13 protein-coding genes and 1 pseudogene are annotated in these 16301 nt (G+C 53.9%); 8 read left to right on the forward strand and 6 right to left on the reverse strand.

Annotation, left to right across the window (positions count from 1 at the left end; all coding sequences use genetic code 11):
• Positions 1-613: 613 nt before the first annotated feature.
• The 4 genes from proB (at position 614) to JMJ16_RS42645 (ending at position 4240) form a co-directional block, all read left to right on the forward strand.
• Entirely contained in the window at positions 614-1756 is a 1143-nt protein-coding gene (gene proB, locus JMJ16_RS42630; protein ID WP_201391496.1) for a glutamate 5-kinase, read from the forward strand.
• A gap of 18 nt (positions 1757-1774) precedes the next feature.
• The gene (locus JMJ16_RS42635) at positions 1775-3052 is read left to right on the forward strand and encodes a glutamate-5-semialdehyde dehydrogenase (protein ID WP_201391498.1); all 1278 of its coding nucleotides are present in this window, start codon (positions 1775-1777) and stop codon (positions 3050-3052) included.
• A gap of 13 nt (positions 3053-3065) precedes the next feature.
• On the forward strand, positions 3066-3914 hold the full coding sequence (gene proC / locus JMJ16_RS42640; RefSeq protein WP_201391500.1) for a pyrroline-5-carboxylate reductase: 849 nt from the start codon (positions 3066-3068) through the stop codon (positions 3912-3914).
• A gap of 170 nt (positions 3915-4084) precedes the next feature.
• Positions 4085-4240, forward strand: a complete 156-nt coding sequence (locus JMJ16_RS42645) for a DUF5679 domain-containing protein (RefSeq protein ID WP_007920481.1) — start codon at positions 4085-4087, stop codon at positions 4238-4240.
• Positions 4241-4345: 105 nt separating this feature from the next.
• On the opposite strand, the gene JMJ16_RS42650 is transcribed toward JMJ16_RS42645, so the two are convergent.
• From JMJ16_RS42650 to JMJ16_RS42675, 6 genes are all read right to left on the reverse strand, one after another.
• Positions 4346-5989, reverse strand: a complete 1644-nt coding sequence (locus JMJ16_RS42650; protein ID WP_201391502.1) for an MFS transporter — start codon at positions 5987-5989, stop codon at positions 4346-4348.
• A 220-nt stretch (positions 5990-6209) separates the two neighbouring features.
• Complete coding sequence (locus JMJ16_RS42655; RefSeq protein WP_201391504.1) at positions 6210-8489, reverse strand: PHB depolymerase family esterase; 2280 nt, start codon at positions 8487-8489, stop codon at positions 6210-6212.
• Positions 8490-8581: 92 nt separating this feature from the next.
• Positions 8582-9610: a PHB depolymerase family esterase gene (locus JMJ16_RS42660; protein ID WP_236601945.1), complete on the reverse strand. Its 1029-nt coding sequence runs from the start codon at positions 9608-9610 to the stop codon at positions 8582-8584.
• An 883-nt stretch (positions 9611-10493) separates the two neighbouring features.
• The gene (locus JMJ16_RS42665; protein ID WP_201391506.1) at positions 10494-11786 is read right to left on the reverse strand and encodes an MFS transporter; all 1293 of its coding nucleotides are present in this window, start codon (positions 11784-11786) and stop codon (positions 10494-10496) included.
• Positions 11787-12233: 447 nt separating this feature from the next.
• Entirely contained in the window at positions 12234-12920 is a 687-nt protein-coding gene (locus JMJ16_RS42670) for a class I SAM-dependent methyltransferase (protein ID WP_201391508.1), read from the reverse strand.
• A 57-nt stretch (positions 12921-12977) separates the two neighbouring features.
• On the reverse strand, positions 12978-13667 hold the full coding sequence (locus tag JMJ16_RS42675) for a hypothetical protein (protein ID WP_201391510.1): 690 nt from the start codon (positions 13665-13667) through the stop codon (positions 12978-12980).
• 215 nt (positions 13668-13882) lie between these two features.
• On the opposite strand from JMJ16_RS42675, the pseudogene JMJ16_RS42680 reads away from it, so the two are divergent.
• From JMJ16_RS42680 to JMJ16_RS42695, 4 genes and pseudogenes are all read left to right on the forward strand, one after another.
• Positions 13883-14259, forward strand: a pseudogene (locus JMJ16_RS42680) (winged helix-turn-helix transcriptional regulator).
• 100 nt (positions 14260-14359) lie between these two features.
• Positions 14360-14851, forward strand: a complete 492-nt coding sequence (locus tag JMJ16_RS42685) for a nitroreductase family deazaflavin-dependent oxidoreductase (RefSeq protein ID WP_201391512.1) — start codon at positions 14360-14362, stop codon at positions 14849-14851.
• A 79-nt stretch (positions 14852-14930) separates the two neighbouring features.
• Positions 14931-15521 (forward strand): TetR/AcrR family transcriptional regulator, encoded by a 591-nt coding sequence (locus JMJ16_RS42690; protein WP_201391514.1) that lies wholly within the window; start codon positions 14931-14933, stop codon positions 15519-15521.
• Between the two features lie 234 nt (positions 15522-15755).
• Complete coding sequence (locus tag JMJ16_RS42695; protein ID WP_201391515.1) at positions 15756-16211, forward strand: pyridoxamine 5'-phosphate oxidase family protein; 456 nt, start codon at positions 15756-15758, stop codon at positions 16209-16211.
• The last annotated feature ends 90 nt before the right edge of the window (positions 16212-16301 follow it).

Genomic DNA, 16301 nt, shown 5'->3' on the forward strand with positions numbered 1-16301 from the left:
TCCAAGCTCAGCCGCTTGTTAGGACCAAACTCTCCAACAATGTATTATGTTGGTACACCGCACGACCAGTTCGACATAAACTCAATGATCTTCAATACCATGTTTCAATCCTTCCAGGAAAAATAGTGAGGCATGAAAATGAATAGCACTCATATAAGACTTGACAGGAAGATATATTTTGTGGTACACATTAAAGAAATCTGAATATCTTTGCTGTCACAGAGAAGTAGTACGTCCATCTATGCGTACAGAGAATGGCAAGCTAGTAGCTGCGAGCTGCCATCGCTAAGCGGACCGAACCCATCCCTGAGCAGCTAGCGATGAGCTAGCCGGGTGTTCCCCCGTTATCGGGAAATCAAGTGAGCAATGTTGTGCTGACAGAGCGAGATGCCTCTTCATCATCTCATTGCTAACGAAGGTGGTACCACGGAAGTAAACGTTCTTTCGTCCTTTGCGACGAAGAGAGCGTTTTTTTTGTGGTCTCTTCTCGAAAACCTGAGCGCGCTTGTCCCCGAATGGGGGAGCGCTAGCCACGAGAGTGGCGCTGCGCCCCCGAATGGGGGGTGGTTTTCGCCTAAGAAGGGAATCGACCAAGAAAAGGAAAGTTTGCACAATGGCAGGTAGGCAACACCGTATCGTCGTAAAAATTGGTGGCAGCATTTTAACGAGCGCAAGTTATATGCTGCGTATGGAGCGGCTGCAAAGTCTGGTAGACGACATTGCCCGGCTGCGCTCTAGTGGCTTTACACCGCTGATCGTGAGTTCAGGAGCAGTGCCAGCTGGCTTTGGCGCCTTGAGTGGCACGCGCTATCCCACATCCGTCGCCGAGAAGCAGATGGCCGCTTCTGTGGGGCAGGGCCGTTTGATGCACCTGTACCAGCAACTCTTCATGCAGTATGACCTGTTGACAGGCCAACTGCTACTCACCAGTGATGATTTTCGTGTCCGTGCGCGTTACGTAAACATTTGCAATACTCTGAATTTGTTGTTGCAGCGTGGTGTGGTGCCTATTGTCAATGAAAATGATACGGTCAGTGTCGATGGTATCAAGGTTGGCGACAATGATACGTTGGGAGCGTTGGTCGCCACGGCAGTGGATGCCGAACACTATATCATCCTTTCAGACATCGATGGTCTGTATACTGCGAACCCGCGCCAGGACCCGCAGGCGCGGCTTATCACAACAGTGGAAACTATTACGCCCTACATCGAGACCCTCGGTGGCGCACGTGGCTCGCTGGGGACCACCGGTGGTATGCGCACTAAGATCAAAGCGGCACGGATCGCTACCGCTGCGGGTGTGGAGGTGGTGATCGCCAATGGCGAGACGCCCGACATTTTGCGGCGCATCCTCAATGGCGAGGAGATCGGAACGCATTTCAAGCCGCGCAAAAGGCCGCTCTCAGGGAAAAAATCCTGGATCGCCTTCGGTTCACATCCTGAGGGAAAAATCTTGATCGATATGGGCGCGGTGCAGGCTGTGTTGCACCAGCATAAAAGCCTGCTGGCAAGCGGCATTTTGCGGATCGAAGGCGATTTTTCAGAGGGGGACGTGGTCGCGATTTGCGGACCAGATGGCAGCGAGCTAGGACGCGGCATCAGCCAGTATGCCTCGGACGATCTCCAGCGTTTGAAGGGCATGCGTTCACAAGAGATCGCTTCTTTAGCACCGGCAAATATGACGACGGTTCCTGAAGTTGTACACAGAGATACGCTGGCGCTCTATCGCTCAACGATAGTGGCCACCGCACAGTAGTATGGGTAGGAGAAACAAATGCTTTCAACAGATACAGCCCAAGCTCTGAAAGAGCGGGTGGCAACCCAGGCCCAAGCCGCGAAAGTAGCGGCCCGCGAACTGGCGCGAAAAACGAGCGAGGAGAAGAATGCGGCCCTAGAACTGATGGCTGCTAGCCTGGTCGCACGCCAGCATGAAATTCTGCAAGCCAATGCGCAAGATGTCAGCAGAGTGAGCGCCGCTGGTGCGGCCAAGAGTTTCATCGACCGCCTGACCTTGACGCCCGCGCGCATTCAGAGTATTGCCGATGGTGTGCGCGCCGTCATGGCTTTGCCCGATCCCATCGGAGTGACGCAGGAGCGCTGGCAATTGCGCAATGGCGTGTTTGTCGAGCGGCGCAGCGTTCCCCTGGGCGTCATCGCCATGATCTACGAGGCTCGCCCCAATGTCACAGTTGACGCCGCGACTTTGGCGCTGAAGACCAGTAACGCCGTGATCTTGCGTGGCAGCGCCGATGCCTTAGAGAGTAATCGCGCTATTGTCGCGACCCTGCGGGAGGGCTTGCGCGTCAGTGAAATCCCCGCAGAAGCCATTCAATTGATAGAGAGTGGAGAGCACGCTTCGGTCGAATACCTCATTCGAATGCGTGATGCCATTGACCTGGTGATACCACGTGGCGGTGCCAGGCTCATTCAGACTGTTGTAGAGTCGTCCGTTGTACCGGTCATCGAGACTGGAGTGGGAAATTGTCACGTTTACGTTGACGAAGCCGCGCAACAGGAGATGGCAACAAAAATTGTCGTCAATGCCAAGACACAGCGCCCCTCTGTGTGTAATGCGGCTGAAACTCTGCTGGTACATAAAGACATCGCGCCGCAGTGGCTACCCCAGGCGCTCAAAGCCTTGCAGGAGCGTGGCGTAGAGATCCGTGGCTGTGCACGCACTTGCCAACTTGTCCCTGATATAGAAAGCGCGAGCGAGCAGGATTGGGGGACAGAATACCTGGAGCTGATCATGGCCGTCAAACTAGTTGACAATGTGCAAGAGGCCATCGCGCATATCGCGCAGTACGGTACGCGACATACGGAGAGCATTGTTACCGAGAACGAGGAAACGGCAGCGCTGTTCTTAGACCGGGTGGATGCGGCGGTCGTATACCATAATGCCTCGACACGCTTGACAGATGGTTTTGCCTTTGGTTTTGGCGCGGAGATCGGTATCAGCACGCAGAAAATGCATGCACGTGGCCCGATGGGTCTCCAGGCCTTAACCAGCTACAAATACGTTGGGCATGGCAGCGGCCAGGTTATTGAGTAGAGAGAAGGTTGAAATGGCAATACAACGCGACCAAACCCTGTTTTTCCTGGGCGCAGGCTCGATGAGCGAGGCGATGATCAAAGGCATCGTTGCCGCTGGCATTTTGCCCGCTGAGCAGATAGTCATCGCTAATCGGCGACATCCTGAGCGCCTGGCCCATCTGCGAGAGACCTATGGTGTACGTATCTGCCAGGAGAAACAGGCAGAGCTTGCCGAAGCTGGCATGATTATTATCGCCGTGAAGCCCTTCGACCTGGCCACGGCTTTACAGGAGATCGCGCCGTACGTAACCGCGCGGCAGCTTGTGATCTCGGTTGTTGCTGGAGCCGCGACCGCGACAATTGAGCAGCATTTTCATGAAGCGGTGCCAGTCGTTCGTGCCATGCCGAATACCTCCAGTTTTGTGCAGGCATCAGCGACCGCGCTCTGCCGTGGTCGCTGGGCCAATGACGAGCACCTGGCAGTAGCACGCCACCTTTTTGCCGCCATCGGTGTCGCCGTCAGCGTCGAAGAACCCTCGATAGACGCGGTTACAGGTCTCTCAGGGACTGGCCCAGCCTACTTTTATTATGTGATAGAGTCCCTGATGGCAGGAGGACTGGCCTGTGGACTCTCGCAAGAGGATTGTCGTGTGCTCATGGAGCAGACGGTGTTTGGCGTGGCGAAAATGCTGCAAGAAACAGGAAAAGATCCGTCGGAGTTGCGTCGCCAGGTGACGTCGCCTAATGGCACGACCATGGCCGCGATGGAGGTGCTGGATCGAGGTCATGGGAAGCAATTATTCATGCAAGCTGTCCAGCGCGCAACTCAGCGCTCAGTTGAGATGGGCAAAGAGATGACAACGCAACCGAACCTGGTATGAGCGATTGCCCTTTGAGTATGGTTGAGTTTATGGTAACACCAAAAAGTACTCAAGGAGCCTAAAACTGCTCCCAAATGGCTTCGACATACGTGAACGATATAGTCAAATATATGCCACTTGCGTGGGTGTGGTATATTTGGTTTCAGTTCACATTGAAAGGAGGTCTGTCTATGGCAGACGTAGCATATTGCGTGAAGTGTAAGGAAAAGCGGGAGATGAAGGACCCTCACAAGATCGAGATGAAAAACGGGAAACCTGCGATGCAGGGGACCTGCTCGGTTTGTGGTACCAAGCTCACGCGTATTCTTTCCAGCAAAGACGCGTAGTTTTTATGCGCATTTGAACGAGAATATGCTTGCACATGCGGTGTGAGCTTTGACCTTATGCAAAAGGAAGTGACCTCTCGGGGTCGCTTCCTTTTGTCGTTATGATCAGGCTTCCTGCGGCGAGCTTTGTGTTGGCCGGGCTGATGTGCCTGCCTCCTGCTTCTGTGGTGCTGGCTTGCCTTCCACCAGGAAGAGGGCGCTGAGAGCGCTGGCGAAGGCCAGGCCCGCGCAGACCCAGGCGACCAGGCGGAAACTGCTCAGGAAGGATTCATTGATGGCGCGCTTGAGAGCTGCCTGGCTAGCGCCACTTACCTCTGTGGGGATGCTGATGCCTGCCAGTCTTGAGCGTTGAGCGTCAATCGCTGCTTGTACCGTGGGCGAGAGGTGAAGTGTTGCCAGGTGCTGATCCAGGTTACTGTTGAAGACGGCCAGGACCACGAGGCCAAGGATCGCGATGGCTAGTAGGCCAGCAGTGCGCGAAACGGCGTTATTAATGCCAGAGGCGACACCGGAATGACGTGACTCAACTGACCCCATCACGGCGGTGGTCAGGGGCGCGACAGTGATAGTCATGCCCGCTCCCATAGCGATAACGGCGGGGAAGAAGGTAGTCCAGTAGCTTGCGGCTCCACTCCCAACGCCTGGCAGGGAGAAGAGGATAAAGCCAAGACCGGTGATGGTGGGTCCCACGACCAGCGGCAGTTTCGCGCCAAAGCGATTGACCAGGGCGCCGGTCCAGCGTGAGAAGATGAAGAGCATCAGGACAAAGGGGACCATGGCCGCGCCCGCAAAGACAGCCGGATAGCCTTGCACCTGAATCAGATTGAAGGGTAAGTAAAAGGTCAGGACACCCAGGGCGCCATAGAGCAAGAAGGTAAGGATATTGGTACCGCTAAAGGTGGGCGAGTGGAAGAGCGTGAGCGGAACCATCGGGCTTGCGCTGCGTGCCTCGACCAGCAGGAAGGCGCAGAGGAGCACAATGCCAACTGCCAGCATACCCAGTACCGTAATATTGCCCAGGCCGAGCGAGCCAGCCTCGATCAGTCCGTAGACAAGCGCTCCCAGCCCGAAGGTGACCAGGAATGTACCCCACCAGTCCAGTCGCCCTGTGGCGCTCTCGTCGCGACTCTCCGGAACACGCCAGAAGAGCACAATCAGCACGATCACTGCCAGGGGAACATTGAGGAAGAAGATCCAGCGCCAGGTGGCGTACTCAATAAAGAGTCCCCCGAGAACCGGACCCACAACTGAGGTAATGGCCGTAAAGCCGGACCAGGTGCCTATGGCGCGCCCACGCTGCTCATCGCTAAATGACGCGCTGATAATAGCCAGACTTCCGGGCACGAGTAACGCGCTCCCGATGCCCTGAATGGCGCGTGCGAGGATTAATTGCGGCACGTTGGGGGCCAGGCCGCACCAGAGCGAGGCCAGGATAAAGATGGTAATGCCCAGGCCGAAGATGCGCCGTCGTCCAAAGCGGTCGCCCAGTGAGCCACCCACAAGGATGAGAGAGGCGAGGAAAAGCGAATAGGCCTCGACAATCCATTGTACATCGCTGGCGGTAGCGTTTAGCTCTTTCTGGATAAAGGGTAACGCTACGTTGACAACGGAGCCATCGATAAAGGCCATGCTTGATCCGAGGATGGTGGCGACAAGAACCCATGCGCCAACATTGGGCGTGCAGGGCTGTGTTCTGGGAGCAGAACGGATTACACCTTCGTCACATGGTGCTTTCATAAAGTTTGGCATGAGTTCTTCTCGTTCCCCTGGCAAAATATTTGTATCCTTCTATATAAATTTCGTAGTGGTGCGCAAAAACAATTCTGACGCAACGCTGGTATAGCTACCAGACTGCATCTATGCCCTCATTGTATCATCTAACAAGGGGAAGTAGCCGCGTACGCCAGTAGCGGGTATCAGCCCGCTACTGGCGTACGCGGCTACTGTGGGGGAAGGAGCTATGAAGTCGCTACTGGTACTGTACGCTCAGAACCGGGACATAGGCACCTCCTGAATCGCCGCTGTAAAAATCCATCACGTCTGACTGGTTGTTGTTGCTGGTGGGCAACTGGAAATGGACGCGGAACTGGGTATGGCCACTGAGATTGATATAAGCTAAGGCGCTCTGGCTGAGAGTATCCGTGGTTGCCTGATTCGTTTGCGTGGGTACGACATTAAAGTAGCCAATGTTCGTCTGGCCCGACGTGGCGTTGTAGTCAGCCTGCTCCAGGGCGTTATTGTTGTTAAAGCCACCAGTGGGCGAGATATCCAGGCTGATGGAGCCAAGATCGCCCAGGTAGTAGTAGGGATCGTAGCGGTACAACGTCACGGTAGCACTGACAATGGTTGAGCCAGCCGGGATCTGGCTCGTATCGAAGGAGAGAATACTTATCTCCGCCTGGTTCAAGGGCGTTGAGCCGGACTGGAGATAGGCCAGCGATCCGACGGGAATGCCATCATTGGGATAGATGTAGCCATCTTCAGTGGCGATAGATTTGAGGGTAATGGTATGCGTCGGCGGTGAATTGATCGTATAGGCCTGGGATTGCACAGGACCGCTATTGCCTACCTGGTCCTTGCCAAAGAACTTGAGCGTCTCTGAGCTTGTAACCTTGATCGGTCCACTGTACTGTGTCGAGCTAGTGGTCGGGGTCGAGCCATCAGAGGTATAGTAGATCGTGCCGGGCATATTCAAGCTGAGCACGACGCTCTGTGGACCACTATAGGTTCCTGCTGGTGGACTGGCTGTGACCTGAATAGCGGTTATGGTATAGACCTGGCTCTGGACCGTGCTTGTATTGTTGCTGGCATCCACGCCAAAGTATTTGAGGGTCGTGGTTTGCGTAAGGCGGAGTGGCGCGCTATAGGTGGCGGACGAAGCAGTAGGCGTCGAGCCGTCAGTGGTGTAGTGAATGGTTGTATTGCTCTCGTTTGAGCTTAGACTTACTGACACGGGACCACCAAAGGTGCTGCCCGAGGGCGAGGCGGTAATGGTTGGACCTGTGGCATTGATGGTATAAGTCTGGGTAGCCACGGTGCTTGTGCGTCCGCTAGCAACGGCGATGGCCTTCAACGTGGTTGTTTGCGTGAAGGTCAGCGGACCACTATAGGTAGTTGAACTGGTAGTGGGCGTTGAGCCATTGGTGGTATAGTAGATCGTCGCGCTGGTAGGGCTGGCTGTGAGCGTGACCTGTACGGAACCGTTATAGGTACCGCCCGCCGGCGAGACGCTTACTGTTGGGGCCTGTCCCTGGGGATGATTCATGAAGAAGGTATACATGGCCTGGGTAGCGCTGGGTCCCTGCGGATCGGTATAGGAGCCACTGCTGCTTCCGCCCGACCAGGCATGACCCATGCTATTGATCTTCCAGTACTCCTGTACCTCATTGCCATTGGTATCGTTCCAGGTCTGAACAGTATAGGAGCGACCACCAGAGACCTGGCCGTTGGTCGAGGTTGAGGGGCTATTAAAGCTCGCGTTATACGTATTGTTAGAGGCCAGGTGGTCAGTCTGCATCCATTGCTGCACAATCTGATCGCCGTTGACGGGATAGACGGTATAGTCGCTGGTGCCGTGGAAGACGATGGTAGGCACGACGCCCGCGACGCTCCCCATGGCGTTATAGGCCGCCTGCCCTTGCTGGGTCGGATTGGGACCTCCCTGGGTTTGCGCGGTTGAGGCGGCGGTAAGCGAGGTGGCGGCCTGGTATTCAAGTCCAGACTCGACACCGATAGAGGCGAAGATATCGGGATAGGTTGCCCCCATAATGACGCTCATGGCCGCGCCGGCAGACATTCCCGCGACATAGACGCGATTAGGATCGATGCTCCACTGGGAGGTAGCCTGTTTAACCGTCTGAACAATCCCGGCAATAATCGCCGGCTCGCCGCTTCCCCGCGCCTGGTCGGCTGTCTGGAACCAGTTCCAGCAATCGCTTGAGTTGTAACTGCTCGTTTGCTGGGGATAGACAACGATAAATTGTTTCTGGTCCGCCAGGGCGTTCATCTGTGTGCCATTGGCGAAATCGGTAGGATTTTGCGTGCAGCCATGCAGCATCACGATGAGCGGGACGGTGGTGCCTGCCTGGTAATTCGCGGGTGTGTAAACATAATAAGGGCGGCTACCGGCGGAGCCATTATAGGTATACTGCTGGAAGGTTCCACTACTGGCGTGAGCATGAGGAGTGAAGGGGGCCAGGCCAAGCATAAGTAGAACCAGGACGGCGGTGTATCTGCATAATCTGGACATGACATGTATCCCCTTAAGGGTCTTGTGGGAGCCTACTAATCTGGAGTGACAGAATTGGTAGGCTCTGTTTGTGTACGAAGCCAGGGAGATGTTTAACGTGAGTGGCTCATGAAGAAGGTATACATAGCCTGGGTAGCGCTGGGGCCAGCGGGATCGGTATAGGAGCCAGAACTACTGCCGCCCGACCAGGCATGGCCCATGCCATTGATGGTCCAGTACTCTTCGATCTCCTGCCCGCTGGAGTTGTTCCAGCGCCGGATGGTGTAGGAGTGACCGCCAGAGACCTGGCCATTGGTGGTACTGGAGGGGGAGGAAAAGCTGGCGTTGTAAGAGCCGCCGGAGGCGTCGTAATCCGTCCGCATCCATTGTTGAACGGCCTGATTGCCATTGATGGGGTTAACAACGGTATCAGCGGTGCCATGGAAGACAATGACGGGGACCACGTGGGCGTAGCTGCCCATAGTATTGTAGGCAGCGTCCCCCTGGCTGGTCGGATTGGGTCCACCGTAGAGTTGAGCGTAGGCCGCGCCATAGGCATTGGTGGTGGCCTGGTACTCAAGCCCGGAATGGATGCCGATGGCCGCATAGAGGTCAGGATAGGTCGCGCCCATATTGGAGGCCATAGCTGCACCCGCTGACATGCCAGCGAGATAGACATGATGAGTATCAATTCTCCAATCGCTGGTATCTTGCTCCACGGCCTGCGTGATGCCGCCAATAATCCCAGCTTCGCCACTATTGCGGTATTGATTGACGGAGAGGAACCAGTTCCAGCAGAGCGAGGCGTTATTGATGTACTGCTCCTGTGGATAGACGACGATAAACTGGTGCTGGTCTGCCAGCTGGTTCATCTGGGTTCCCGCCGCGAAATCCTGTGGCGTCTGCGTGCAGCCATGCAGCATGACAATCATGGGAACTGAAGTGCCTGGCTGATAATTAGCCGGAGTATAGACATAGTAGTTGCGGCTGCCTTGAAAGGCGTTGGAGTAGGTGTAGAGATGCCATGCGCCTCCACTAGCATGGGCCATGCCTGTAGAGAGGGGAAGCAAGAGACTGAAGCTAAGCACTACAAGGCCAACCATGATCTTTGTGATCTTTGTGATCTTTGTATAAAGAAACATCCGTGTTACCTCCTTCAGACACTCCTCTGTGCCTGATCGCCGGGCAGTATCCGCCCTGAGGAAAAGATCGGTTGAGCTATCCCACGAACAATGCAGCAACGATATTCGCAGGGAAAACATGACAAGTGAATCACTTATCATATACCAGATAGAAAAGCTCTTTGTCAAGATATACATGTGAGGGTATGGCAGAGGAAAGATTAGAAAATAGTGATTTCTCCTTTGCAGAGGAAAATTGCCTGTTTGCTGGGTTGACAATTATATATTGGGATGATAAACTACTAACAACGAAAGGAGGTGGTGTGAATAATGTATGAACCTAGTCGCTGCACAAGCAGCACATTGTTGCGCACCTCCCAGAAGAGAGGCCTGAAGCACTAGTTGCTTTCTCTTCTCGGGTGTGATGCACACTGGTAGGTCGCGTGACTTGCTTGCTTGTGCAGTTTCTATAAAACAGAGCATGGGGACCAAGAAATATGCCCTCTGCTCTGTTTTTATTTTTGGAATGTCGTGGGCCATCTAGAATGTCCTCTCTGGCAAACTTATTGCTCTTTTCACTATTCGGGGCCGCGACATTTTTACCTCCCAAATCCCCGTTAAGGATTGGCAAGACTGATAAAAGCCTTCTGTTTTCCCTCTAAACTTTGAGAAAGTGGCCCTCCTTTCCCATCCAGTGCTGTTTCATTGACAGGTCACTAATGAAGGGCCAGAAGTGGTCCAGGGAACTGTGGCCGACTAAAGCTGTGCGGTGCATGTCAAAAATCGTTCGTTTGTTGCAATGAGTTCCTCCATTTCCTTAAGAAGTTTATGAGGAGGCACAGAAGGCAGAGGGAGAGCGGTGTTTCTCCTCTCCCTCAAAAGCAAGCGATAAGGAAAACCTTTTTCAGTTCTCTTCATTCGAGAGCAATGCGGTCTCTTGTTCACCACCAAGCGTTTGCTTTTTCGCCTGGTGCCTCTGAAGAAGCGGAAGAGCGATCCATACACAAACCATGGCGAGGAGAGTAATGAGCGAAGCTGAGGCATAGACTTGAAAATGCCCCCACGCTGTGTAGATGAAACCGCCAATAAGTGGTCCGACAACCCATCCAAGCGATTGCAACGATTGTGTCGCTCCACTCACACGACCTTGTTCGTGTCGTCCAACCATTTCAGAGATGAGACCTCGCAGAGCGTTTTCAACAAGGCTACCTGAACCTGCGAAGAGTACAATACCGACAAGCAAGAGAATCGGTGTGGCGAGAAACGTGATAGAACCAAGCACGAGGTAGCTGATGCCGACCAGCACGAAGGCTATGAGACCGAGCTTTATGTTTCCCAGCATTGCGAGGAACCTGTCTACCAACACACCCTGGACGAGAATGTCTACCGCGCCGAGCACGGTGACCACGAGACTGGCCTGCGTGACATTGAAGCCAAGGCTATCTTTCATCAAGACGGTGATCGTCGTCTGCAACATGCCCACTGGGAAAGCGTACAAGAACCAGGCCAGCAGTAACCAGCGCAAGTTTGCCCAACGAAACGCGGACGCCAGTTGTTTCAAGGGGTTCAGTTCATGTACCGAAACGGAGGTGATGCGGTGCTCTTTGTTCAAACTCTCTGGTAACAAGAAGTACCCCCAGACAAGAGTAAGCAGGAGAAGGCCAGCCGCGGCAAGAAAGGGGGCGCGATCGTTGATCGTGGCCAGCAGTCCACCAAGCGCAGGGCCAATGAGAGTACCGACACCTGCCGCACTGCCCAGCAGACCAAAGTACTTGCCACGGTCCTTTGGTTCCGTGAGATCAGCGACATAGCCAAACAAGACACTGATGTTGCCGCCCGTCAAGCCATCGATGATGCGTCCGAGGAAGAGCAACCAGAGCGCACCGCCAAGGCCCAGGATGAGATAGCCAAACACGGAACCAAGGAGACAGATGAAGAGAATGGGGCGTCGCCCAAAACGGTCGGAAAGCACGCCTAAACCTGGCGCGGCGATCAACTGGCAGATCCCATAGGCAGCGGTCAGCCATCCCACGATGACGGCGAGATTATTCGGATGAGCCAGGTACTGGACCGTGAGAAACGGAACAAGAGGGACAATGATCGTGATACCCATCGTATTCAAAAGGGCGATAACGAGAAGAAGCACAAGAGATGTGCGTCCTACAGACGTGTTTGTAGGACCAGCTGATTTGTTCATGGAGGTGTTCTACCTTTGCAAAAAATTCTATCCTCCTCCACCTGTGAAGGAGGAGCATGAATCTTTTCAAACAAGTCCCAGCTTTCTCGCGCGGTAGATACGCTGCACACCTGTTTACGAACTGTATTTACGGAGAAGAAATGGGGAACGGGAGAGCTTCTCTTGCTGCTCTCTCTCCTCGCCGTGCGCCGCATGCGGCTCGAACACATCCGTACGATGAGCAAGAACGCTGACAATGAATATTCGTTGGAGGAGTTGTCAGCGCTTCACCCTTGCTTCATCGATATATTTGCTGTGATATACTTGCTATTTGCTTTTTGAAAAGACGTGCTCACTTTATCACAGGGCGTTTTTGTCTGTCAAGCGTCGTTTCCTCTATCCACTCGGCATCTTACAATCGACCTTTTTTTGACCCTTTCTGCTCTGCTTTTCCTGCACAGGAATCCATCACCTTCGCGCTCTGACAAAACCTACTTCGGGCAGCTTTGTCGTCCCAGTTTCGATCTCCCCGCTTTCTATCTGCAAGAATCCTGCTGCTTGCATCAAGGCAGGCTGATCTTGAACTCCACTCTGCCAGGGACCTGTATGGACAGGCCGCTCAGATTGTTCCTCATGCTCCTGCGGGCGCCTGAAATCGACCACCAGCAGACGCCCTTCCGGTTTGAGCACGCGGGCTATTTCAGCGAGTCCTTGACGCTTGAGATCATCAGGCATAACGTGCATCATAAAGGTACTTAAAACAACATCGAATGACTGGTCGGCGAAAGCAAGCTGTTCGATCACGCCAACCTGGAAGTCAATAGAGAGGCCCGCTCTCTCCGCCTTGGAACGCGCGCGAGTGATCTGCTTCGGCCCGGGGTCAATGCCAGACACACGGCCCACCGCACCCACGTGTTGCTTCGCGATGATTGCCAGTGTCCCGGTGCCGCACCCAACATCCAACATAGTTTCTCCTGGCTGAAACTGGGCCAAGTCGGCTATGTGTTGCTGAAGCTCCTGCCACTTACCACGCGACAGGATATTTTGCCACCACAGCATCAGATCGTAACGCCAGCCCAAATCAATGACATGTCCTTGTGTCGCTTTAGACGACGCCTCGCTCGATTCCTTATGGTGATGGGTGAATGATTGCATAGATCTTGCTCCTTTCAGGTTTCAGAGACATTCGCTAAGGCATTCTGACCTCAGCCTTTATGCAACAAACTCAGCATGAGCAATGGGTTGGCTCTCGCGCAAGATGAGCAAAGCACTCCAGGCAATTGCCAGCCCTTCAGCCGCATACCCAGCTATCTCGACCCACATCGGCACCATCAAGTCAATGCCCAGAATTACCCCACCGACGAGAAACAGCACCCCAATAGGCCAGGGGAAGATGTGTTTTAGCAGGAGAAGAATTCCCAGGAATCCATAGCCAACGATAAGGAGGAGAGACATCAGGAAGGGAGTATAGAGGGCGATCCCGAAGCTCTGAAGCAGAGGACTCTGGGCTACGGCTTGAAAGAAGTCAGGCGAATGGAACTGCGTTTGCAGCGTGGGATCAAAATGCGCAAAAAGAGGATTGAAGAACCCATCAATAAACAGGAGGCCCGCATACGAGATTTGCCCAAGGAGAGCCAGAATCAAGCTGAGGGGCGCGCCCCTGCCCATACGCTCATGGTAGCGCAGGTAGATGGCGATCAGTCCAAACCCGGCCAGGATGGTACAGTAGGCTCCTATCATATGGGCTGCCATATAGGCAGCGGCGCGCGGGTTGATCTCCATGGCGCGTCGTCCGCCATGGAGAAAGGCCTCATAAAAAGGAAGGAAAAGCGCAGGGAGGATACTGACTCCCGCTAACAGACGCGTCATGCGAGTGAAGCTCGCTGGGTAGGTGTTGTACATACTACCAGTTCTTTCTATGCTTGTTCTTCTTGAGAGAAGAGACAGTTTAGTTCAGGATGAGAGAAGGTGATCTTTTTGCTCCAGCCCAAGTTGGCTTCGCTTGTTATGCTTCCCACATCCTGCTACAATCAAAATACAGGATAACAGTGAAAGAAACAAGTACGCAAAATAATTTGAGGTAGTCTAGAAAATCATACTATAGAAAGGTGCATCTCATGAAACAGCAGCAGAAAACGGCGGGGTGTCCAGTCGAAGTGACGCTTTCGATCGTTGGGGGAAAATGGAAATTGCAGATTGTCTATTGTTTGCTCAACGGAACCAAACGCTTCGGAGAGTTACGCAGGCTCATTCCTGCTACGACCCAACAAATGCTCACCCTCCAATTGCGGGAGCTAGAGCAGGCAGGGATCATTCACCGGAAGGTCTATGCTCAGGTCCCCCAAAGGTGGAATACTCACTCACCGAGTCGGGGCGAAGCCTGGAACCAATCGTCTACCAGATTCACGCCTGGGGAGAGTGGTACTGCGAGCAAAACAACATCGAGTATTGGCAGTTGAGTGACAACATGGAAGATCATGGTAGTCGTGCGTGAGATTGGCTGCATTGACTCCCTTGACAAGTTCCCCATCTCTGGCTATAGTATGTTAGTGAACATTCACACACATATGGAGAAGGAGTTAAGGTAGCATCTCATGGCAAAAACATTTCGCCCAACACTTTTCTTCCGCGTGGGCCGCAACATCAACACGTTTCTGCTGCGGGCCGGTGTGAAGAAGGGCAATATGACCCTGCTCACGGTACGTGGGCGCAAAAGCGGGCAGCCTCATACAATTCCGGTAGCGCTCGTTGAATACGATGGCCAGCGCTGGTTGACCGCGCCCTACGGCGTCGTCAACTGGGTGCGCAATCTGCGCGTGGCAGGCGAGGCCACGCTGACACGTGGTCGCCACACCGAGCGCGTCTCTGCATTCGAGGTGAGTGCTCAGGAAGCAGCTCCCATCCTCAAAAGAAGCCTGATCGGAGCTCGATCTTTTGTTCTGGCTTACTTCGATGTAACAGCAGACTCCTCGCTTGCAGAATTTGAGCGTGAGGTATCGAAGCACCCTGTTTTCTTGGTGAAAAGTCTCTCAGAGCAGCCCCATACTTACAAAAATACTTCGGAAAGAAAGGCTTTGTTTTCATAAGGTTGACCCCACCTCTTGACAAGACCCTCATTTCTGACCTATCATGTTAGTGAACACTCACACACATGGAGAAAGAAGCATGGGAAAAACACGAGAGAAAATCCTGGACGCCGCTGAAAAGCTGCTGCTCTTGAAAGGTTCGACACACGTGACCACCAAGGAGATCGCACGCGAGGTCGGCCTCTCCGAAAGCGCACTCTACCGACATTTCGATCATAAAGAAGACATCTTCTTTGCGCTCATGGCCGAGCACCTGCCGGCCTTCCACGAGGTGTTCCAGACGCACCGGGCAGGCACCGCAACCGTCCGCGAGAACCTTATCGCGCTCGCGCTGGCAGTTCTTCACTACTATGAGCAACTGCTGCCCATGGGCGTCTCCTTCCTGGCTGACAAGGAGCTCCTGGCCCAGTTTCGTGCCACGACCTTACCGTTGGGTATGGGCCCACACAACGTTTTTGAACGGTTTGCAGCCTACCTTGAGGAGGAGCAGCGCCTGGAACGCATTGGGCGGCACCTTCCCTCTTTGACTATAGCGACCCTGTTGCTGGGTCCCTGTTTTCAAAGGGTCTTTAACCAGCAATTCCTGGGCTTCGATCCGTTTCACAAAACAGATCAGCAGTTTGTTGAGGAACTGGTGCAAGGGTTGCTGGCTGGCAACACCCCTTCCTGAACAGGGAATGAAAAGGGGTTCTCTCTGTGAGCGCAATAAATGCTTCAACCGGTCAACAGGATGAATGTATGGCAGGTACATTTGGTGAGAGCTTTTCTCACTCTCGAACAGCATCTGGAAACAAGGAGATACATTGATGTCGATCTTCGCACAAACTTTTTCGTGCAAGGGACAAATAGTGAGAACCATAGCGGAAAACGCCGAGCAAACGATCACAAGAAAGAGAGACAGATCATGAGCGAAAAAACGACTCATACCACGCGAGAGTATCTGACTGCCCCTGGAAAAGGTCATATGACTCTGCTGACCAGCTTCCGCCGCAACGGCATAGGCATCGGCACCCCGGTAGGCACGGTGGCCTCAGACGGCAAACTCTACTTTATGACGCCAGCGGATACCTGGAAGGTCAAGCGCCTCGCCCATAATTCACACGTCACCCTCGCGCCTGGCAACCGCAAAGGGGAGGCGCTTGGTCCGGCGATTGAAGGCACCGTGCGTCGCCTGTATGCCGAGGAGGCCAGGCGCGCGCGAGGTATGTTGCGTATCGGCATCGTGGGTCGTTTCTTCGGGATCGTCTTCGACCGCAAATATCCTGGCGAGAAAACGGCGGTGTATGAAATTGTGCTGGATGAGAGAGGCGCCGACATGGGAGATGGAGGCTTTGAGAAGACGCAGGCTGCACGTTCCTAAGCTGGATCAACGCAGAGTTCATCTCGATCAGGCATGGAGACGCGCAAGGCTGCTTCTCCCCACGAACCAATCATGGCTGCGCTCAGCCAT

It is taken from the genome of Ktedonobacter sp. SOSP1-52 (assembly GCF_016587395.1).